At 40.8% G+C, this 23302-nt stretch carries 15 protein-coding genes; 3 read left to right on the forward strand and 12 right to left on the reverse strand.

Annotated features, from left to right (window positions below; all coding sequences use genetic code 11):
- Nucleotides 1-2: 2 nt before the first annotated feature.
- The 5 genes from ACFG4S_RS19725 to ACFG4S_RS19745 form a co-directional block, all read right to left on the reverse strand.
- A complete protein-coding gene (locus ACFG4S_RS19725) occupies nt 3-1121 on the reverse strand; it encodes a sensor histidine kinase (RefSeq protein WP_392530727.1) in 1119 nt (372 codons plus the stop codon).
- Between the two features lie 29 nt (nt 1122-1150).
- The gene (locus tag ACFG4S_RS19730) at nt 1151-1549 is read right to left on the reverse strand and encodes a hypothetical protein (RefSeq protein ID WP_392530728.1); all 399 of its coding nucleotides are present in this window, start codon (nt 1547-1549) and stop codon (nt 1151-1153) included.
- Nucleotides 1550-2047 carry a Rab family GTPase gene (locus tag ACFG4S_RS19735; RefSeq protein WP_392536027.1) on the reverse strand — a complete coding sequence of 166 codons (498 nt, stop codon included), beginning with the start codon at nt 2045-2047 and terminating at the stop codon, nt 1550-1552. It abuts the gene before it with no gap.
- Between the two features lie 138 nt (nt 2048-2185).
- Nucleotides 2186-3973, reverse strand: coding sequence for an OmpA family protein (locus tag ACFG4S_RS19740; protein WP_392530729.1), 1788 nt, complete (start codon nt 3971-3973; stop codon nt 2186-2188).
- 259 nt (nt 3974-4232) lie between these two features.
- A complete protein-coding gene (locus ACFG4S_RS19745) occupies nt 4233-4841 on the reverse strand; it encodes a hypothetical protein (protein ID WP_392530730.1) in 609 nt (202 codons plus the stop codon).
- Between the two features lie 1572 nt (nt 4842-6413).
- Between ACFG4S_RS19745 and ACFG4S_RS19750 the strand changes: the two genes are divergently transcribed.
- Entirely contained in the window at nt 6414-8231 is a 1818-nt protein-coding gene (locus ACFG4S_RS19750; RefSeq protein WP_392530731.1) for a hypothetical protein, read from the forward strand.
- Nucleotides 8232-8605: 374 nt separating this feature from the next.
- Nucleotides 8606-10054, forward strand: a complete 1449-nt coding sequence (locus tag ACFG4S_RS19755; RefSeq protein WP_392530732.1) for a PQQ-dependent sugar dehydrogenase — start codon at nt 8606-8608, stop codon at nt 10052-10054.
- A gap of 233 nt (nt 10055-10287) precedes the next feature.
- On the opposite strand, the gene ilvN is transcribed toward ACFG4S_RS19755, so the two are convergent.
- On the reverse strand, nt 10288-10806 hold the full coding sequence (ilvN, locus tag ACFG4S_RS19760) for an acetolactate synthase small subunit (protein ID WP_392530733.1): 519 nt from the start codon (nt 10804-10806) through the stop codon (nt 10288-10290).
- Between the two features lie 269 nt (nt 10807-11075).
- Here ilvN and ACFG4S_RS19765 point away from each other — a divergent pair, with 269 nt between their 5' ends.
- On the forward strand, nt 11076-11444 hold the full coding sequence (locus ACFG4S_RS19765) for a phospholipid-binding protein (RefSeq protein ID WP_392530734.1): 369 nt from the start codon (nt 11076-11078) through the stop codon (nt 11442-11444).
- Nucleotides 11445-11592: 148 nt separating this feature from the next.
- On the opposite strand, the gene ACFG4S_RS19770 is transcribed toward ACFG4S_RS19765, so the two are convergent.
- The 6 genes from ACFG4S_RS19770 to ACFG4S_RS19795 form a co-directional block, all read right to left on the reverse strand.
- Complete coding sequence (locus ACFG4S_RS19770; RefSeq protein ID WP_392530735.1) at nt 11593-12504, reverse strand: alpha/beta fold hydrolase; 912 nt, start codon at nt 12502-12504, stop codon at nt 11593-11595.
- 250 nt (nt 12505-12754) lie between these two features.
- The gene (locus ACFG4S_RS19775) at nt 12755-18727 is read right to left on the reverse strand and encodes a ribosome assembly protein 4 (protein WP_392530736.1); all 5973 of its coding nucleotides are present in this window, start codon (nt 18725-18727) and stop codon (nt 12755-12757) included.
- Between the two features lie 39 nt (nt 18728-18766).
- Entirely contained in the window at nt 18767-18949 is a 183-nt protein-coding gene (locus ACFG4S_RS19780; RefSeq protein WP_392530737.1) for a hypothetical protein, read from the reverse strand.
- Nucleotides 18950-19130: 181 nt separating this feature from the next.
- Nucleotides 19131-20480 (reverse strand): P-loop NTPase fold protein, encoded by a 1350-nt coding sequence (locus ACFG4S_RS19785; RefSeq protein WP_392530738.1) that lies wholly within the window; start codon nt 20478-20480, stop codon nt 19131-19133.
- A gap of 24 nt (nt 20481-20504) precedes the next feature.
- A complete protein-coding gene (locus ACFG4S_RS19790; protein WP_392530739.1) occupies nt 20505-20717 on the reverse strand; it encodes a hypothetical protein in 213 nt (70 codons plus the stop codon).
- Nucleotides 20718-21022: 305 nt separating this feature from the next.
- On the reverse strand, nt 21023-23188 hold the full coding sequence (locus ACFG4S_RS19795; protein WP_392530740.1) for an SPFH domain-containing protein: 2166 nt from the start codon (nt 23186-23188) through the stop codon (nt 21023-21025).
- Nucleotides 23189-23302: the final 114 nt, after the last annotated feature.

Here is a 23302-nt window from a genome sequence, read left to right on the forward strand (position 1 = left end):
TTTCATCGGGACTCCCTTCTTGGTAAGCGGAACCAAAACCTAGAACCACCTTCGGGACGGGGTAAATAACCAATACTACCTCCCCACCGTTCAAGTGTGATTCTACAAAAATAAAGACCTAGACCGGCTCTTCCTGATTTATTTTTGCCTTGGGAAAACTTTTGAAATAAATTTTTGACTATTTCTGGCGCTACACCTAAACCACTATCATCTACAGTAACTAAAACATATTCTCTATCCAGTTGTAAACCAATAGTCACAACAGAATCTGGAACACTGTAACGATAAGCATTTTCTACTAAATTAGAAATCACTCTATCTAAACGAGATTTTTCTCCAATAACTGTCCAGTCTATTGTTATATCAATTTCAGTGGCAAGTTGTAATTGTATATTATTAAGATCAAAAGTAGGCTTAAAGAACTCAATTACTTCTTGTATGGAAGTTAATAAATTCGGTGCATTTTCAACATCGAGACTAGAGTTTTCTAGTGATGTAAGTTCAGTAGAAAAAATAGCTAAAATATCCTGAATTAGCATCTCTTGTTTCAAGCATTGCTTGATGCCAATTTCTAAATATTCTTTCCCTTTAGGTGTTAAATTCTCAAATTCTAGCAGTGAGAAACAGCAATTTATAGCACTTAATTGTCCTGCTATATCATGAATAACACAATGAATTAAAACATCTTTTTTTAGATTATCTTTCAGCAATTGAGCGTAAATTAAATGATATTCTCTACCTTTTTGTATAAGATGTTGTTTATCTTTATAAGTATCTTCTAAGGACTCAATTAATAGAATTTTTCTATTATTTACAAAAATTGCATAAGCTTCAAATTGATATTCTTGTCCAGTTGCATCTATTTCAGTCCATAAACCTGAACTGAGTTTTTTACCACCATGATTTCTCCAAAATTCTTCAGCATCAATTAAAAAGTTCTTTAAAAAACAAAACTGTTCTTCTGGTATTGATATATTCATTCCTAGCGTTAATTTATGAGGACAAAATTGATTTAACCACTCAGGTATACTCCCAATTATTTTAAATAAACCTGCATTAATATACTCTAATGCTAGAATGTTTAAAGCACCAAGCACATCATTTGTGATAGATGTATTCATATTACTATAATTAATTTTATTTAAAGTGATTAAGATAATTCTCTATTTGATTTTTCTTGTAAAAGATTGAATTCATTAGCTTTCTGTTGAGTAGCGAAGATCTGATTTTCATCGCAGCTACTATCTAAAAGTAACACCCAATCTCCTTCGTTGGTGGTGAATATATGAACATCCACACAACTGCCATACTCTGTTTTGATGAATGGTAAAAATAGGGAATCATCATCTAATGGTAGTAACCCTTCCAGAAAAAAAACTTGCTCTTTGATATTTTCTCCTTTACTAAGGTTCGTAATTCCATATTCTGCCAATTTGCCACCCCAATCTAATAGGCTACCATCTTTTTTAACCAACAGATAAGCGAGAGAACGTTCTGCTGTCAAAAAATTGAGAAGATAGGTAATTACAGAAGTTGGGACATCTAGCATTTAACAATCTAAGATTTTCTTAGCAAGAGTTTGAAAAAGTTCTTCTACACCCAAACCATTTTTAGCACTTGTTTTAATCACAGTCCAACCTTTTTCTATAACATCATCTATTTCAGTAGATTCGATTTCCCATTCATCTGTGATGTCCCATTTGTTGATTACCAAAATAAATGGTACTTGCCCAATGGCATTTTCTACTCTTGTTTGTAAATCAAAAGCTTTTTCTAAAGTATGATGTCTAGTACCATCTACGACTAATAAATAACCAGCGCAACCTCGTAAATAAGACATTCGTACTTTTTGAAATTCATCTTCTCCATAAAGATCCCAAAGGATTAAATTTAGTTTATTTTCTTCAATATCTATAATTTTTTTATCAATCTTTACACCCACAGTAGTATGGTATTTTTCAGAAAAAATACTATGGACAAACCTCGTGACTAAACTAGTTTTACCTGTAGCAAATGCACCGACCATACAAATTTTTTTCTGGATTATCATATATTGATATAGGAATCCGGTTTGATTTGGAGAACTAATTTAATTTGGGAGATTATAGGTAATAGGCAATCTTATAAGAAGGTTCCTTGAGTTGTACCTGGCTTATCAAAAATCAAACAGGAGTAATATATAACTTTAGTTAGGTTTATTAGTTATAAATACTTTGAAAGATACTCTACGACTACGAATATTTTTAGATTCTGATGTCACTTCTAGCTGGAAAGGTTGGCTATAACTTACACCTATTGCTTTGAGTTGGTTTGGGTTGATTTCTTGCGATTTTAAATAAGATAGAATTTTCTCAGCACGAGCTTGACTAAGAATGATATTTTTTTGCTCCGTTCCAGTGTTATTGGTATGTCCAATAATTTGAATTTGGACATTTTTACCCAAATAGTTAGCAATATCCAAAAACTGGCGAATTGATATCGCTAAATTAGGTAGCTTAGTAACTTCCCCAGGTATAAATTCAGTTGTTCCTTCTGAAAAGAATAATATTTTTTGCTCTATTTGTTTTTTATATATCTCCAATTGAGTAAGTTCTATTTCCACAATATTTTTATCCTGAAATTGAGTAATACCAGGAATAAAATACCATAATTTTTGTGCTTCCAAAATCCATTGACGAGATGCATAACCAGTAGCGCTAAGAATACCGTTTTTATCAACTTTTAGTGAGGCAGTTGCTGGAGGATGCAACAATTCTTTAGCTCTTTTGGTAGTAAATTCTGGCTCCAAAGATAAGTAAGGTTTCCACTGGCTGATTACTGTTTTGGGATTGAGATTTGTTTGTTCTATGAGTATATTGGGATCAACTGCTAAAGGATCTCGGATTCCTGTAATAAAATATTTTCCAAAACTTTGCTTGGAGTTAATCACAATAATTCCTGGCTGAGAGTTAAGTTTTTGGAGATAGGATTGCCAACGGATTTGTTCTCTAATAGTAAAAAAGCTCCAAATCCCACAAGCGATCGCGATCGCACCGAATAAAGCCCAAGCATAAGTATAATTTTTTTTAGTCGCAGATTCATACTGAACTATCAGACAATCTTCTAGATAACGCTTACTTGCCTCAAATACTTCTATTTCCCCTGTAAAATTTTTAATTTCTCTACTAAGATTGAGGTGAATTTTTTCTATTGCTTTTTGTAAAATTAACCTTAATTCTTGAGGAGGGTTTCCTCGAATAATACCTGCTATTAAGGCTTGCGGCCCCTCTTCAATCCAAATCACTAATTCTCCAAAGCGTAAACTTTTTACCCCATCTCCTTTTTGTACACTAAAGGAATCTTTGATAAAGTCCTGGATAGCTGTCAACATAGCAGCTACTAAATCTGGATCTTGAATAACTACCTGCTTTGTGACTAAATGTTGAAGCAATAATCCAGATTCCTTGTGAATCAAAAATATTTGTTCTACTCGGTAAACTAGCGTTCGTAGCAGCACAATTTCTGCAAATGATTTTCCTGTGCGTTGCGCTTCTAGTCTCCACTTAAAACTCTCTGGTGACAAGCTATGTTCTAGAGTTTGATTCATAGATTGCATCATTTCCTCAAGAGCCGTGGAAATTGCCTTTCGAGTAGCTGGCCCAATAACTGGAAATAATGTATCTGCAAGCACATTGTAGTTTTGTTTAACAGAAACTTCAATTGCTTCTTCAACAGTTGATACCATTACTTCTCCAAGTTGTTTATCTTGCTTTGACCGCAAAATTACAGCTTCTGGAAGCATGTCACCAATATCTTTTGGTTGAATCTGAGTATTTTTTAATCGCTCATAAAGTTTTTTTAATTCAGTTGGCTCAATATCTAAAAGTAAACTGCGGAGTATAGTTAGTTCATCGTTAATTTCAGAGTTTTGACTGTTGCTGTTCAAACCCTCAGAGGATGCTTTTGATATTTGATTTGTTGAATATTCACACACGATCAAAATCTCCAAATTCACAATTGATTTGAAATAGCATTTTGTTGTAAATAGGAGTAATAATTCAAAATTTATAACTCTAAATTTTGAAGAATTCAAGCATAAATGTATCGATTTTAAGTATGGGATTATTTAATATTTTTATCTCCACACTTAAGGTTTTTTCAACCAATATTTATCCGCTAGCCTTACAGAAAACATATTTAGTTCGGAATTTTTATTGATTAAACAGTCAACTTTTTATTTCCCGATCCTGAGTTCAATACTTGTGTTCTCCGTTTAACTGTATGGCTAATTCTGTAAACATAGCAGCAAGATTAGAACGGTCAGTTTTATTTTTCCGAAGCTCTTGAGCTTCCCTTTCTAGTAAAGCGAGGATTTCTTGAGATTTTTGCTGAATATCGTCTTGTAAGCTTTTAGATTGATTGAGAATCTGCTCGCGTAACTCTCGTTGGCTTTTTATTGTTTGTTCATCAAATTCAGTAAGTTTTTTTTCTAAATTCATAGTTATATTTTTATTTTCTTGAGCAACTGCTTTCACCTGACCATCACGTTCTATCTGCTCATTGATTAAGCGCTGTGTTAAAGAATCAATTTCTTGCTTAATATAAATTTCTAAAGCATCTAGACGCTTTCTAGTCTCATCTTGTACGTTAGAAAATTCCTTAATTAGACGTTCTTCTAGGCGGTTAAACCTTTTTTCAATATCCCGAACTTGATTGCCAAAAAGAATTTCTCTAACTTTATCTAAATTTCTGCTTTCGCCAATATTTTTATTACTAAACTGTAATTCATTCATTGATGAATTTGTTCCGTCTTGTTCGGCTGTGAATGAATTATTATTTTTGTATTCTTCTGGTAGATTCATATTTTTAATTGCTTTTGAAACTAAAACTTTGCTTGCTTTTTAGTTGTGATATAGCGTTTCCTAAGCGACTGAGGTACAGCTTAACCTTGCCGCAATAAAGCACAGCTTTAACTCCTCTCCGTGAGTTCTGAGAGGGGCTGGTACTGAGGTTTTGAAATGTATTTCACAGTTATTAGGAAACTCCATACCATATTTAGAACCTAGTAATAATAAGTATAAAGTATATTTAAACACGAAAAAATTATATTCACTTGAATATATAAAAAATATCTAAATTTTAATCAAAGTAATGATGAATTTATCAAGATGCTTATTGAGAAGATAGTTTGTCTATTTCCTCGCCCAACTGTCGCCGGATTGATTCCATCAGATTTGTATCTCGTGTTCAGTGTTTATAGTTAAAACTGACACGCGAAGATAATCCAAGTACTGACTGTTGGCGATCGCTACTTTTAACTATTTTGAGATATTCGTAATCTTCTACCCCTTTTCTCAGCCAGTTCAGTCTACCTACCTCTTTAGCTGGATAGAACAATATGCCTTCACCAAGATAATAGTCTTTTAAATTCGTTTGGGTAATTTCTGGTGGATATGCGATCGCTAATTTTTCGATCCTACATCACTTTAATCACTTAGCCTCTATTATTCTCTACCCAAGGTAATAAAAAAGGGTTACACACACAAAAAAATCTTGGCGAATTCTTGTTCCTAAGGCGGCTTGAGAACTTTATTAATGGGTATTGCATTTAATAGCGCTTAAAGGAAGTATATAAATTTTATGTAAAGCTTAAGTGTTATTAAGCGCAAAATTTATTTGAATGGACTTATTAGTTTAACTTATCTATTTAAAAAATATTTCATTAATATAAAAATATTTTTTTGTGATTAAAAAAAAATATTTTTGAGAACAAAATCAAAAATTGAAATCTAAGTTAACGATAATACCCAATTAAGCTAAAAAAGCTGGCAATGTTAACCAAGTAAATCAGTAGATTTTAAAAAATATTTAATTAAAATTTACCAGTGTAATTCAATGTATTATCAATAGTATTTATTGAGATTTTAAAGATTTGATAAAGAAGTTTACCTAGCCTTGAACTCATGGTAATTAAGTAATTACAGCTAGGTTCAAAAAGTGGGGAAAATAACTAAAATATTTGACCTAAATTATTTACTATTTGAGTAATCAGTTAAGGTATTTTTAGGAAATAAATTACCTAATTTTGTAGGGTATGCATCTCGATCCTCCGCAACTATAAGCGGGGTATTCGGGCTAACCGACAATAAGTAGTTGGATATTTATTTGGTTAGAAGTTTTTAACCAAATAATTAATATTACAGCTTTTCTTAGTCTACTGAGGTATACCTTAACCTCACCCCGATCGAGCTGTGCTTTATCTCCCCTCTCCTTACTAAGGTTGGGGGTGAGGTTTTCAGATGTACCTCAATAAACTGGGAAACGCTATATCTAACTAGGATTACCCAAATGGTCAGTAATCTACATTGAACTGATGAATAGTTGTTTGACTCAGGCTGAAGTTACGTATTAGTGAAAAATTCAAGAGAGATAATATGGGATTGATTTTTGGCACTACAGGCGCTGACACGAAAAATGGGACTTCGGCAAATGACACGATAGTTGGTTGGGCAAGTGGTGGTGATGCCAATAGTGACTCCGGTAACGATATTTTGAATGGTTTTGCTGGTAACGATTCTCTTGCAGGTGGAACCGAAAACGACAGTCTAAGCGGTGGAGATGGTAATGACACACTTGATGGTGGCACAGGAAACGACACTCTAATTGGTGGTGCAGGCACTGACATCTTCAAAGGTAGTCAGGGTAACGACAGCATTGATGGTGGAGATGGCGTTGATACCGCAGATTACAGTCAACTAGGTCAAAGCATTACCTTGTCAGGTGTTGGAACCATTACCAAAGCTGGGGGATTCGGGCAGGACAAGCTTTTTAAAGTAGAAAAAATTATTGCTAATGCTAGTGTTGCCAACAACACCATAGATGCATCCCAATCTTTAGCCGGAGTATTTATCACCGTTAACCTGCAAACCCAAAGTTTGGCTGCTAATAACGTTCCTGGTTTGGGAACATTGCCATTTACTGTAGTCAATTTTGATAATGTTATCGGCACAAATGCAAATGACATCATTGTTGGTGACAACCAAAATAACCGATTATCCGGTAATAATGGCAATGATAGTCTAAGCGGTGGCATTGGCGATGACACACTTAATGGCGGTTCGGGTACTGACACCTTGATTGGTGGAGCAGGGAACGACACTTACATTGTGGACACTACTGCTGACATCATTAGTGAAGCTGCTAATTCAGGCACAGATAGCGTCCGATCTTCTGTCAGCTATACACTCGGTGCTAATATAGAAAACCTCAGGTTTACCACAACTACCGCCATCAATGGGACAGGTAATAGTCTTAACAACTTCATCTTTGGTAGTACTGTTGACAACACTCTCAATGGGAGAGCCGGTAATGACACGCTAGATGGTAGTTCTGGCAATGATATCCTCAATGGTGAGGACGGGAATGATAGTCTACAGGGCGGAGGAGGCAATGACATCCTCAATGGAGGGTCTGGAAACGATATCCTAATTGGTACTTTCCCTGGTAGTCCCCTCCCACCTGGATTAGGGGAAAGTGATAACTTTACTGGCGGGACTGGGGCAGATAGATTTATCTTAGGGGACGCTGTAAATGTTTTCTACGACGATAGCAACACTACGAATCCCGGTTTTGGAGACTTGGCTACTATTACTGACTTAGACTCTAGCCAAGATCGAATTGAACTCAAAGGAGCCCCAAAGGACTACATTTTGCAAACTGTTGGAACTAACACACGAATATTGTTAGACAAACCGGGAACAGAACAAGATGAGATCGTAGGTGTTGTCCTAGGGAGAACCAATCTCAGACTTGATAGTGATGACTTCCTTTTTTATGAGCGAGAAAATGGTGGACAAGCTACAAACAATACACTAGCGACTGCTGAAGGATTAGGTTCTTTATCATCAGACTCAGATGTTAATCTCTCAGGTCAATTAGTAACAGTTCAACCGGGAGATAATCCCGATTTCGACTTTTTTAAATTTTCTTTAGCAAGTGCAGGAAATGTCACTATCAGTGCCGCGACATCTGGAGATACAGTTCTTGGTTTGTTTAACAATGCTGGAACTTTACTGCAAACTAATGATGATAATGGTGTTGATTTTGGGTCATTAATCACTACTTCACTAAGTGCAGGTACATATTCAATTTCAGTCAGCAAATATGCTTTCTTCCCTGAAGATGGCGGAACTTTTTCTGGACAGAGTGACAGCACTTCTGCTTCTTATCAGCTAGAAGTCACTTTCGGATAAGAACGTTGTTATAGACATTTTCAATCTGGTGAGGTACAGGTATGCAAATAGACCTAACCCCCTAACCCCCTCTTACCGAAGGCGGGAAGGGGGAACAATTCAAAGCCTCTCGCCTAAAAGGTGAGAGGTCAAAATTGTACTTCACGCTCACCGAAAACCGCTATAACTTCAATAATTACTGATATCAGAAGGGCTAAATCAGTAGTTTGAAAATATTAACTAGGGGCATCTTTCAATGTGTCCTTTATTACCTGATTAGGGACTCTTTACAACTCATTGATCTGTTACTGATTTCACGCTGTAATTCTTCAAAATTTTGCTCACCCAAGAATATTTAGCAACAAAACTACCTGACTCTATTTATTCAGAAAACAATGAATACTACTAAATCATTCAACCAAGAAAAAGGCAGATTTATTGATAAATTTGCTCTGAATCGCTGCTTTTCATTTGCAAAAATACTGCTATTTACAATAGTTGTATTAAATCATAGTACTACTTTAGTAAATGCTGCACCTAAAGCTTTGCGTGCTGATATTCACATTCGCAATATTATGAATACGGTAGCAGTTTCTCCTTCTGTTCGGATTGCAAAAGATCCACGAAACAATACCCTTTATTATCTCAAACAAAATGGTGACATTTATCAAGTTAATTTAGCCTTATCTACAAGTACACTTGTCTACAACTCTAGTAATCATAAGGTAAGTGAAACTCAAGGAATGGCCATTGATCGTAATGGTACAATTTATTTAGTTGGCAATGCTAACCTTGTGAATGACCAGACCAAAGGAATTATTGTTAAAGGCGTAATTAACTCAGCTACAGGACAACGCATCTGGTCTGTTTTAGCTAAAAGTGCAGAATATCCCAAAAGCAAAACAGCCTATGACCATCGCTTCAACGGTGTGGTTGTTAGCCCAGATGGTAAATTTATCTATGTGAATAGCGGTTCTCGTACCGATCATGGTGAGATTCAGTCTAATGGTGGTCTATATCCTAATACTCGTGAGGTAGGATTAACCGCGTGTATACTCCGTCTTCCTACTAATGGCCAAAATCTATTTCTTGCTAACAATCGGGCGACTTTAAAAACCTCTGGCTATATTTTTGCAGAAGGAACACGCAATACTTTTGATATGGCTTTTGCACCCAATGGGGATTTGTTTGGTGCAGAAAATGGTCCCGATCGCGATATGTCAGAAGAATTAAATTGGCTACGTCTAGGTCATAATTATGGCTTTCCCTGGCGTATAGGTGGCACAGATAATCCACAACAATTCCCAAACTATAATCCTGCCAATGACAAGTTGTTAAATCCCATGTTTAACGCAGTCCAAAAGGGTTACTATTATAACGATCCAACCTTTCCTGCTAAGCCTAATAGCAGCTTAGATGAACCAATTACTAATATTGGACCAGACGCAGACAATTACCGCGACCCTCAAAATGGCCAAGTCATAGACGCCAGTGTTATTGGGAAAACAATAAGTACTTTTACAACACACCGTTCTCCTTTAGGTTTGGTTTTTGATACACAAGGAGTAATGAGTCCAGAATTTAAGGGAGATGGATTCGTATTAAGTTGGACACCTGGCGATCCTACTGGGGAAACTTTACCAGGTCCTTTTAAGGATGCTAGCCAAGATTTATTAGATTTGAAGTTGACTAAAGTAGGAAATACCAACTATCAACTTCAGGCTAGGCGGATTGTCGAAGGTTTTAGCAATCCGGTTGATAGTGAGATTATCGGTAATAAAATTTATGTTCTGGAATACGGTGGAAATCAAGGAATTTGGGAAGTTTCTCTGCCGACTAATTGAAGAAGAATTCAGGAGTCAGAATCAAGACGCTCGTTGCGCGGCATGGTCTCCCCTTGAGAGATGACTCGCTACCGCTGCGCTATCTGCTTTTTCGGTCAGAATTCATGCTGAATTCTGACTCCTGACTCCTGACTCCTGAATTCTGTTCGATAAATTTACAAAAGTTCAGAGCGCCGATTTCTGGCGCTCTGACTTTTCGCTAATTGCATTCTGGATTGCTCTTAAACTCTCAATTAAACCTTTACTTCCAAAGATTTGAGTAATTCGGTATTCACACCCGATTCACGAGTTAGGGCAATTTTGCCAGTGCGGGCGATTTCTTTTAATCCAAATTTTTGTAAGACCTGGACGATCGCTACCATTTTACCTGGATCTCCCACAACTTCTAAGGTCAGAGAATCTTCAGCCACGTCTACGACTCGCGCCCGGAAAATCTGAGACAGTTCGATCACTTCTGAGCGATTGCTGCTACTAGCATTCACCTTCAATAGCATCAATTCTCGCTCTACGCAAGGAGTTTCGGTGATATCCTGTACCTTCAGCACGTTGACTAACTTGTATAATTGCTTGGTGAGTTGCTCGATCACGCGATCGTCACCAGGTACAACCATCGTAATTCGGGAGATTCCTCCCTGTTCAGCCGGACCAACAGCAAGGCTTTCAATATTAAAACCACGACGTGCAAACAAACTAGCAATGCGGGATAGAACCCCCGCTTCATCTTCTACGAGAACTGAAAGAGTATGTTTCATCTTCGCCAACAGAGGCTCAAGCAGGATTTGAGTAACGCAGACACTAGCTAACGACTACGCTAGACATACTGCCGCACTAAAATTTTCAGTGCGATTTTTTATTTTAAACTTAATGGCTGCACTCATTGCATCTTTAGAGAAAAATTGTCCAAAAATTATTCTCTAAGCATGATTCTGATTCAATGTATATCTTTTTATTGGTAGATGCGGTATTTTTGTAAAGTATTTATACTCTGATTTAATAGGTTTCTAATAGGAGGAAAGCATTTATGGGTTGGTTACAAAGACTATTTGGAATGGAAAAACCTGAAAATGCCGAAGTAAATCCTACTCCTCAGGCGGTTCCGCAAGCTGTTAATGCTGACATTGCGGCTACTGATACGCAATCAATACCAGCAGAACGTGTAGGATTAAGCGGAGAATATGACCAGAGTGGTTTAGCTAAGCGAGTAGCGTTGGCATTCGATCAAGACGACCAACTCGATGATGTTGATACCCTTTGGGTTGCTCAAACGGGTAGCACTGTCGTGTTGAAAGGTAAAGTTCCCAGCCAAGAAATTCTCAATCAAATGATTTCGGTAGCCCGTAATGTGAATGGTACTACAGATGTTGACACCTCTCAAGCTACGGTTGGCTAGGGAGAAGAAGGGAACATACTTCGACTCATTTCGGCTCATTTGGTTTGGGCTCATTTCGACAATGCTCAAATCGAGCGACTTGCACTCAGCGGCATCGAAGTGAGTCGAGATTCAGTAACCGGGGCAGCAAGGGAAGAATTCCTAACTCTTAACTGCTAACGACTCTTTCAATCCAATCTAAAATAGCTTGGTTGACTTGTTCTGGACATTCATCATGGGGACAATGACCCACGTCTTCTAAATTCAGCACTTCCAATTTCTTGTTGTATTGAGCAAATTGCCTGGCTAGGGCTGGGGGAACAAACCGATCTTTTTGTCCCCAAATTAAGAGCATGGGTATTGTTAAGGTTGGTAATACTTTCTTGACACTGGGACTAAAGTTAATTCCGATCGCGGCTTTAAATAAAGCACTAAAAGCCCTCGCTGAACCTCGGTCTTGGGGAGGGCCTGCTAAAATTTCTATCAGTTCATCGGTAATGGCTTCTGGGTTAGCGTAGGCAATACTAGCCCAGCGGCGCAGCACTCCTGGACGGCGGACGAAGTTAAATAAAGGTTTGAGAATCAACGGCGAAGCGACAATATTTTTAATTCCCGTGACCAATGGTCGCAGCGCAGGGGGAATTGCTTCTTGTTCTAGTGAAGGGTCGGGTAAACTCATCATCACCATACCCTGCACCATGTCGGGATGGGCGGCGGCGGCGGCCATGGAAATCAGCGAACCGTTGGAATTGCCAATTAATATTGCTGGTTCGCGGATAAAGGTTTGCCAAAAATCGTAAACTTGCTCTACCCAAAGTTCGATGCTGTAATTTGCTGCGGCTTTTTCCGAAGCGCCAAAACCGAGCATATCTATGGCGTAAACTGTGTGATGTTCAGCCAACACTTCTAAATTATGTCGCCAATGACCAATGGAAGCGCCAAAGCCATGTAAAAGAATTAGAGGTTGTGTTTTCTGGTGATTTTGGCGAGGGCGAATGTAAGTATAGCGAGTTTGCCAACCCCGCCAAACCCAATCTCTTTGATTACCAACTCTTTCTTGCCAGTGTAGTGTAGTGGTCACAGTCGCCTCTGATTCATCAGCGTGAAAATACTATTATAAGTTTTACCCCACCCTAACCTTCCCCTTTCTAAGGGAAGGGAACTGCATTTCCGGTCTCCCCCCTTTATAAGGGGGGAAAAAGAAAAATCTAGTTCCCTCCCCTTGTAAAGGGGAGGGTTAGGGTGGGGTAAAAGAATATTTCATGCATCAATCATGACTTTTCAAACATCCTCTTAGCTATCCGCTAACAGCACTCCTAACTCCTAATTCCCTAATTCTGTAGCTTTTTAAGCTCTATTTCTGTAAACGGATTCTTCCCCGCCTGTAAATCTTTCACCCAGCGCTGCCGTTGTGCTTTACTATCTTTATCTTGAGTTTGGGCGATGTATGCTTCAAAGTCCTCAATTGCCCCTTGATAGTTGCCTGTCAGCGCCCTAGCCAAACCACGACTGTCACGAATGTTGCCATCTTGAGGTGCAAGGGTAACGGCTTTTTCACAGGCTGGTAAAACATCGGCGGCTTGTTTTTGTAGGCTCCCGTCCCAGCAGATTGTATTCCAAGAATCATTCGGAATTTCGGCTTTGGGATCGAGCTTGAGGGCTACGGTATAAGCTGCTAGTGCTTCCTTAAACTTTTTCTCTTGTAAGCGGCTGTTCCCTTCATCAACTGAGCGTTCAACCTTAGCTTGATTCGCCAACTCTCTTGCCCTCGCCTGGGAATCAAACTTTAATTTATTATTCCACTGCTGTGCTTTGTTAAACTTTTCCACAGCGCCACTAATATCATCGTTTCGCGCTAACTTCTCACCTTGGATGACTAACACTGTTGCCCCTTGCGCTAACTGAGATGGAGTTTGGCATGATTGCAACTCTTCTAACACTTCTGGATGGGCAACCATATAATTATTCAGCAAGTTGCAACCACTGAGTAATAAATTCTCGAAATCCAAGTCCCATAAAATCGCGGTCTTGTCACCACTGCCAGAAGCCAGTGTCTTGCCATCGGGGCTGAAGACTACGCTATAGACTGTACTGCTATGCCCAGTCAGGGTTTTCATGGCTTTGCCTGTGCTGACATCCCAGAGTTTGATCGTGTTGTCATCACTGCCAGAAGCCAGTGTCTTGCCATCGGGGCTGAAGACTACGCTATAGACTGTACTGCTATGCCCAGTCAGGGTTTTCATGGCTTTGCCTGTGCTGACATCCCAGAGTTTGATCGTCTTGTCATCACTGCCAGAAGCCAGTGTCTTGCCATCGGGGCTGAAGACTACGCTATAGACTGTACTGCTATGCCCAGTCAGGGTTTTCATGGCTTTGCCTGTGCTGACATCCCAGAGTTTGATCGTGTTGTCATCACTGCCAGAAGCCAGTGTCTTGCCATCGGGGCTGAAGACTACGCTATAGACTGTACTGCTATGCCCAGTCAGGGTTTTCATGGCTTTGCCTGTGCTGACATCCCAGAGTTTGATCGTGTTGTCATCACTGCCAGAAGCCAGTGTCTTGCCATCGGGGCTGAAGACTACGCTATAGACCCAACTGCTATGCCCAGTCAGGGTTTTCATGGCTTTGCCTGTGCTGACATCCCAGAGTTTGATCGTCTTGTCACCACTGCCAGAAGCCAGTGTCTTGCCATCGGGGCTGAAGACTACGCTATAGACTGTACTGCTATGCCCAGTCAGGGTTTTCATGGCTTTGCCTGTGCTGACATCCCAGAGTTTGATCGTGTTGTCTAAACTGCCAGAAGCCAGTGTCTTGCCATCGGGGCTGAAGACTACGCTATAGACTGTACTGCTATGCCCAGTCAGGGTTTTCATGGCTTTGCCTGTGCTGACATCCCAGAGTTTGATCGTCTTGTCTAAACTGCCAGAAGCCAGTGTCTTGCCATCAGGGCTGAAGACTACGCTATAGACCCAACTGCTATGCCCAGTCAGGGTTTTCATGGCTTTGCCTGTGCTGACATCCCAGAGTTTGATCGTCTTGTCTAAACTGCCAGAAGCCAGTGTCTTGCCATCGGGGCTGAAGACTACGCTATAGACCCAACTGCTATGCCCAGTCAGGGTTTTCATGGCTTTGCCTGTGCTGACATCCCAGAGTTTGATCGTCTTGTCTTCACTGCCAGAAGCCAGTGTCTTGCCATCGGGGCTGAAGACTACGCTATAGACCGTACTGCTATGCCCAGTCAGGGTTTTCATGGCTTTGCCTGTGCTGACATCCCAGAGTTTGATCGTCTTGTCTAAACTGCCAGAAGCCAGTGTCTTGCCATCGGGGCTGAAGACTACGCTAATGACCCTACTGCTATGCCCAGTCAGGGTTTTCATGGCTTTGCCTGTGCTGACATCCCAGAGTTTGATCGTCTTGTCTAAACTGCCAGAAGCCAGTGTCTTGCCATCGGGGCTGAAGACTACGCTAATGACCCTACTGCTATGCCCAGTCAGGGTTTTCATGGCTTTGCCTGTGCTGACATCCCAGAGTTTGATCGTGCTGTCACCACTGCCAGAAGCCAGTGTCTTGCCATCGGGGCTGAAGACTACGCTAGAGACCGAACTGCTATGCCCAGTCAGGGTTTTCATGGCTTTGCCTGTGCTGACATCCCAGAGTTTGATCGTCTTGTCTAAACTGCCAGAAGCCAGTGTCTTGCCATCGGGGCTGAAGACTACGCCATAGACTGTACTGCTATGCCATTCTAAGGTATTTACCTCTATGGCACGGTTTTCTTTCTTCTCCTTCGGCTTTAAATAAACCGCTTGCTGTAAAGTTGCCACAGCGTGCATTAGAGTATTGCTTTCGTGCTGTGCCCAAAGTGTATGCTTGAGTTTGCTACTTGCCCTTAACGCTGTTATTAAAGCATCTGGATATTGTCCAGAGACAGCAAAGGCTTCTGAAGAATTATTGATGGCGTTAATTTGACTAACATTTGCCTCTACTGCCCACTGGAATGTTGCCGCAGCTAAAACAGCAAATCCTAAACCTGCGGTTAGGGAACCAAAAAGAGCGCGTTTGAGAACACGATTAAGTTTTTCGTCACTTTGTTTTCTTTGTTCTCGTTCTTTTTGCAGTTCCGCCATCACCTGCTTTAACTTCGGTTCTTGTTGCTGGCGGATAAAAGCGGCGATGTAGTCATGTACTAGTTGATAACGGTCGGCGGGGTTTTCTGGTAGCAAAACCACTAAGCCGGATTGGACAAAAATTTCTAACACTAAATCTAATTTGCTGATTTCAGAAGCTTGTTCCCCGCTAGCTTCCGATCCCCCCGCCTGGGTTGACCCCCTTTTTAAGGGAGTTAAAGAAATTAAGCCCCCCTTCTTAAGGGGGGTTGGGGGGATCTCCGAGAAATACGGCATCAAATCGCGTTCCAACTCAGCGCGAGTCTTCAGAGGGCGAGTTCCTTTGTCATCGGTCAGCAAATACAGTAATATATCGGCTGCTTGCTGATTTTCTTCACCACAATCATTAACAACTTCATTTAAATAACGCTTAACCAATTCGTCTTTAGTACCGCGTTGCCGATATTCTGCCAGAGTTGTAATATTCTCCGTTTGCAGTTGCGCCCCCATAACCTGCAACTCAATGGGACGCACTTCACCCAATTCTACGGCTAAATCTTCCACCATTCGATCGACTAAAGCCGGTTCCAAGTGGAAATCAGCATTCTCTGTTAAACGCTGAATAATTAACTTGGCATCAACAGGTGAGAAATTACCCAACTTGTAAAGCACATTATTACTGAGAATGTCGTTGCCAATAATCTTAAGGCTGGGCAAATCATTGCACTCTAGCAAGTAATGGATGTAATCTACACGCAGCGATAAGATAACTTTCACCGATAGAACATTCAGACACTCTCCCAGAAACTCAAAGAATTGCTTCCTTTGGGCTGGTTCGGTGTAAACAAAGAAAAATTCCTCAAATTGATCGAAAACTAACACCGTGCGGAGGTTGCGCTGTTCGTTTTCTTTAAGCCTGGATATCAAATATTGCGTAGTTCCGAGTTCTGAGGCTGAACGTTGACCTTCTGAGGCTGAACGTTGACCTTCTGAGGCTGAACGTTGACCTTCTGAGGCTGAAAGTTGACCTTCTGAGGCTGAAAGTTGACCTTCTGAGGCTGAACGTTGAGCTTCTGAGGCTGAAAGTTGACCTTCTGAGGCTGAACGTTGAGCTTCTGAGGCTGAACGTTGACCTTCTGAGGCTGAAAGTTGAGCTTCTGAGGCTGAACGTTGACCTTCTGAGGCTGAAAGTTGACCTTCTGAGGCTGAACGTTGAGCTTCTGAGGCTGAAAGTTGAGCTTCTGAGGCTGAACGTTGACCTTCTAATTCTCCCTCATCTCCCTCATCCTCCACCCTACCGCGTACACACAAATCGGAGTTACTTTGAGATCCGGGTTTTACCCCCCTTAATCCCCCCTTAGAAAGGGGGGAAACAAGAAAATCTAGTTCCCTCCCCTTTCCAAGGGGAGGGTTAGGGTGGGGTAATTCAATAACTTGTGTGTACACCGTAGCATCCTCCACCCTGCGGGAAGCTAAAGCTACATCTCCCTCATCTCTCCCCAACACCCGCCCCAACTCTTCCACCCAGTTAGTATAAACCCGCATTACCACCGGCAAATAATCTTGAATACCGATCGCTTTATTCTTTAAAGCTGGCACCAATCCCGCATTCACTAAAGAACTTTTACCGACACCCGATTGCCCATGAATTACTATCAGCTTATAATCAGGGCGTCCCATGCGTTCAATTAAACGTTCTACATCCAATAGGCGACCAGATGCAGCAATTTCTGGGGCAATATTTCCTTGGGGAGAGTTTGAGCGCAATGTCAGAGCAAATGCCTGTTTTGTAGCTTTTAATCTACCTGCACCAATAAAAGCCCGTAAGCCAAATTGCTGCTCAATAGAACGCTGTTGCTGTTTGATGTTGTATGCTTTTAGATATTTTTTCTGCTCAAAGTAAAGCTTTTGCAAATGACTGAGAATGTTGAGATAAAGCTTTAAATCTATCTGGGGATTGCCGATATCTTTTGCAGTTTCTAAGTTACGAATTGCCTCTTGATAAGAACCTAAATAATATTGAGAACGGGCTAAAAGAAACCTATACAAGCTAAAATCATTTGATATGAGGAGTGTGGTGCTGTGTCCCTCTACAATCTTTATAGCTTGCTGTGCAAATTGATTGGCTTCTAACCAAGATTGTTCAGCTAAAGCTACCTCAGATAAAAAACCGTAATCCTTTGCTAGTTCTATTAATTGATTATCAGCCCGATGTATTTCTAATGCTTGTTCAGCAAGACTTTTTAAATGTTCCCATTCTTGTAAATCACGTAAAATAACACCAATCTTAAAGAGAGAATTTGCGATTAGTCGTTTGTTCTCCCCAATGGAATTGATATATTCTTGAAGATAGTGTCGAGTGTTATTCCAATCTGGATGATTGATATCTTGATGTTTAAAAGCCTTGAGATAATAACAAAAGCCAATTTCACCGAGGATTTTAGTCTGTCGTTCTAAATTATTAGTTTGTTGCCATAGCTCTAAAGCTTTGTGATAATGCTGTAGCGCCGAATCTTTTTGATTATTTATCTGTTTAACAAAACCTAATAAAGATTCTAAATTAGCTTGAATTTCTAAACGCTCAACATCTGGTTTGTTGAGCAAATATCTTTGCGCTGCTTCTAATTCATTTTGTAGATTAATATATATATCGGCGCTAAATTTTAAGTTATTACTAAACCATTGATTAGCCGTTTCGATAATAAAATCTACTAATTGTTGGGTTGATATCTCAAAGTTTCTCGTAGTTGCCCAACTTTCCAAATCTGGCGCAAGCTGTATTAGTTGTTTGTAGATTTCATCGTCAATCCACAACACTAAGGGAAAAGCAAAATTCTTGCGAAACTCTTCCCGCACCTGATTTGCAGAAGTTAATATCACAGATAAATTCTGCACTGATTCCAAGCCGACAACCATCACACAGGCTGGTATTTCTTCGCCGAATTCTTCCTGAATGGCAGTATAAAGAGTCCTGTGAGATTGCTGCACCGCCAAGACACGAATTTCGACTTGAGAGATTTGACGTAATTTTTGGATGAGGCGATCGCGCAAGCTACCATAATTACACCGTGCCAATATCAGCTTAAACTGTCCCACAGAGGATTCGATCGCCCAAGCTAATTGTTGCAGAGAGCGTAGGCTTAGCTCGTCGTAGACATCGCTCTTTATATGGTCATTTTCTGGTGGTTGGGAGTCTGTCATAAGCTTATGGAGGCAGGATTAAAGACTACAAAATTAAACTTACTGGCGTTTTACCTCCTGTATCAATACTTGACAACGTTTGCTAGCTTCTCTTGCTTGTTGTCTAAAATACTTGGCTTGCTGACGGTCACTTAAACACACTTCAGATGCTTTTCTACTAAATTGAACAGCTTGTTTACTAAGTTCTTGAATACGAATCTTTAACTCTGGGATTGTTTTCATATTTCCTCCTGTTCTGAAATTACGAATCTGGGTTTTACCCCACCCTAACCCTCCCCTTGTAAAGGGGAGGGAACTTGATTTTCGGTGTTACCCTTTTTCCCCCCTTTCCAAAAGAACTAGATTTCCGGTCTCCCCCCTTTCCAAGGGGGGATTAAGGGGGGTAATTCGACTACCTAATTCCTCATTGCAATTCCCTCGCCTCAGCCAAAATTGGATTAACATCAAACCAAGATTCGCCCCCATCGCGGTATTCAAAGACAAAGCGACTGCGGATCAATTTTTGATATCCGTGGTCATCACTCACCTTTTTCCTTTCCTTGACATGACGTAATAATTGCCACTCTTCATCAGAAATCGGTAACATGATTTCATTCCGCCGAGAACGAATAACTTGCTCTAAGGTTTCACGGCTTAGGGGAAGACTCATTTCTTCCATAATCCAGGTATTCAGCAGCCTCAGTACATCCCGCACATGACCACCGCTCATTTTACATAACCGCTCTAAGCTAGCAGCACTATCAAAAATCGCGGTAACTTTATTTAAACGCTCTTCTGGTGTCAAGTCAGGAAAAGCTCTTGCTAGTATCATCTGCTGCATAAGTGCCATTCCCTCTACATGAACACTACCATCAGTCTTTTGTACTGGCACCATCGGTAACACTTTGGGATCTTCTGGGAAACGCTGGGTGAGCATTCCGTAATCATTGGAAAACTTCAAAGACAAGGGCATGGTGTAAAGTAGATGACAATTAAGCTTGGTCAAAAACTCACCTTGATCGACAAATAAATATTCTTGCTGTGGACGACCCCAAGGTTTGGCACGATTATCGATACGGTCGAGATTATCGACAATTACCACTAGACCATTTTTACCTTGCTGTTTGAGTTTAGCGATCGCTGGTTCCAATAATTCTTGATTAATCGCTTCTAGCAGCTTAGTTTTTTGCGGTGCTAAATACTGATTGAGTTTTTCTCGCAGGGTTGGGTCATTTTTCATCTTCGTTGTGATTTCACCAATCCCTACAGACAGAGAAAGCTTTTCTTTTTCTGCGGATACGCTGACATCACCAACTACCGGAACCTTAACTTTTACTCCCGTCACCTCGGAGTTTAAGACTTTCCAAGCACCTTGGAGCAATTCATTAAATTTGTTGGGTGGCTCCAGTGTAATTTTATCCAGACTTTGACTCACCCGCCGAGCGATCGCTAACAACACATCAGCGATATCGACATCAGTCATTTCCAAGTCTTCGCTAGACTCAAAATAGACCACGTGAAAGCCTGATTTTTCCAGTTCCCCCTGTAGCCTCAGTAGTTCCGTCGATTTACCACAGCCAATATGCCCAGTAAATAGGGTGCAGGTAGGCTCATTTGGCTTAAAAAAAGTAATTTTTTGCTTCAGTTTGGCAATAATATCTCCGCCTCGCACGGAAGAAAAGTCAATGTAGTATTTCACATCCGATGGATTGTTGACGAACAGGGTTCGACTGGGGTCACTAGCTTGAAAAAATGCTCGTAAATCTATAGACATAAAGTTTTGTAATATGATTGTGTTTTATAACAGTGCGATCGTATTCTCAAAATTTTCAAGCCGTTGTTTTAGCTCGGCAAGTCTGTCCAATGTGCCTGAATATTGTGGGAATTCCAGAAATTTACGCTCGAATGAATAACCAAATTCAGCTACTAAATCATCAACTGCAAACCCTAATTCAAAGTAATTGCTAAAAGTATAAGAGCGATTTGGATCTAACAATGGCGATCGGCTCATTTAATTCCTCCAATGAAGTAAATTACACAGCAATTGATTTAGATATTAATTCCGATATATAGGACTACTATTTGATTTTTGAAAAGATACGTAGGGTGCGTTAGCGACAGCGTAACGCACCAAAGCCTTAAGAATGGTGCGTTACGGCTTACGCCTAACACACCCTACAAATACTTAGATTTTTCAGAAATCAAATATGATTCCTATAGCAATCCTAAATGAGTTACGAACAAAAAAATCCCCGACTTCTTCAAGAAGTCGGGAATCTGAGCCTCTGGGTGTTTGTGCCTCGGCTCTGTTCTAAACTAATGTTGCTTATCCACTGGAAAATTCACAACTATAGGCGGAATAGCATTTTCTGCGGTTGGTTGGCCTTGGGTAACTATCGGTTGTGGATGCAAAGGCGTTGGTTTCACTTCACCATTGTGACCAGTTTGATTCCATAAAATTAAGGATAATAGACCATCTACTAAACCGTTATTACCGCCGTTACTGCCAACTAAGACATCGGGAATTAAGCGGACATGGCGATCGCCTATAATCTGCATTAGTTGCATTGCTGTATAAGCTTGGGAACCCAAAGCGTCCACACCAGCGCGGTAGGTTTCGGCTTTGGCGTTACCTGTGACCCGAATACCTTCCGCCTCCGCAATTGCCCGGAGTTTTGTCCCTTCAGCTTCACCTGTCGCTTCTTTGATTTGGGCTTGGGCTTTCAAGTCGGCTATATGCACACTTTGCTCTGATTTCACCATTTCTTGCTGGATATTAGCCAGGGCTGTTTCCCGAACAAGTTGCTGGCGTTGGGTTTGTGCCATCTGCTGGACTTCATAAGTCTTGCGTTCTTCTTCGGCAATTTTCCGGTCTGTCTGTGTCTGCATTAAGGACGCCGGAGGCTGAATATCGCCAATGAGGGTATCGATCGCTTGCACATCATAAGCCCGCAATGCTGTTTTAATATACTCAGCAGCCTCAGATTGTCGCTCACTCCGAGCGGTGAGAAAGTCTAGTACTGTATAGTCTTGGGCGGAGTTGCGGAAATAATTACCGATGGTTGGTTCTAATACATGGTCTACCAGATTTTGCATTGCCCCAACGCGGGAAATTACCTTCGGTGCATCCAAAGCACCCACGTGGATGATTTGGGCGACTTCCAAATCAAAGGCGAATCCATCACGCGATCGCACAGTTAGAGAAGCCAGTTTAGCATCATAGCTGTGGCGTTCGGTGCGACCTGACCAATTTAAGACAATGTTGGTTGTTGGCACCAGTTCAATTTTCATAATCCGAGAATTAATCGGATGTTTACCAGGATACAACGGTTCGACCCATACGCCTTTGTGTCCCTGATTCACCAAATTACCGTGTGTGAAAGCTGCACCGCTGACATCTTGATGTGCCTTACCCACAAAAGAAATTACCACACCGACATAGCCAATAGGAATTTCCGTCATCGGCACTTGTTCAACCTGAACAAACCAAGGATTTAAGTTCCAAGAACCGGAAAGGAGAATTTGCTCTTGTAAGCCTCGCCGTCCACCGCCATTAATAAATTTTTGACCATTTTGGAAGTTGTCATGTCCCTCAATTATCGGTCCTGCGAGTTCACCAGCGGAAATGGGGACACCATCTAAAGTAGTGACAATGCCAACTTTATCAGATGCCAAGCTGTATACCCGTAACTGTTCTGGAGTCATGCCGTGAGTGCTGGCATTTGCTGCCATGATGACTTTAAACAGGGCGGTGTTAATCCGGTAAGTACCAGCAGTGAGAAAACCCATTTGCCGACCTTTTTCGCCGCCTTGGGTGAGGAATTTTCGGGCATCTTGGTAATTGTCACAACTGACAATTTTCCCCAAGATGCGTTCTGGTGGGTTGGATTCGCCATCTGCGGCGACAATTAAAGCGATTTCACCTTGGGGAACAACTACTACCGACTCTTTACGAACTGAGTATTGCCAAGGCCAATAGCCCCAATGCCAACCAGGCGCTAGAGTATCTGCTTGTAAACCAGCCTCACCATTGAGGGCAATCAACCGTCCAGCGGGGAGTCCGCGCCCGGAAAGGGTAAATTTTCTCACCACAATGCCAACTTCCCGTTCCCCAATCACCACCAGTCCCCCAAAGAACAGGGGGACAAAAATGATGAAACCGCCAACAACTAGGATGGGAACCAGGACAAAAGGATCGATTCCAGCAGCTTGATATTGAGTCTTATTAGTTTGTAACTGGGCAATATTTAGTTTGCTCTGACTCAGTTGGACTGACGCCGAAGTGATTTCTTTGGCAGTAGTTATTTTTATGGGAGTAGCACTGGCATAATTAATACTACCTGCGTTTGTCACAGACATTGGCGCAGCGTTCGTCAAAGACGTTGGCGCAGCCATCGCCAAAGATGCTGCCACAACAGATGCCGCAAAACGGGCTACCTTATTTTGTTTACGCGCACCAAGACAAAATTGAAAAGTTTTCATAATTTGTGCCCATTTGGGCAACTAATTAGCTAAGTTAACACTTCACCAAAACAGACCTCGATTTCTTAAACTTGGCTTCAGAAGTTTTGAGTGCTGAGTTAGGAGTTTTGTTTA

Origin of the sequence: Nostoc sp. C117, assembly GCF_043099735.1 — a bacterium.
Classification (GTDB): domain Bacteria; phylum Cyanobacteriota; class Cyanobacteriia; order Cyanobacteriales; family Nostocaceae; genus Nostoc.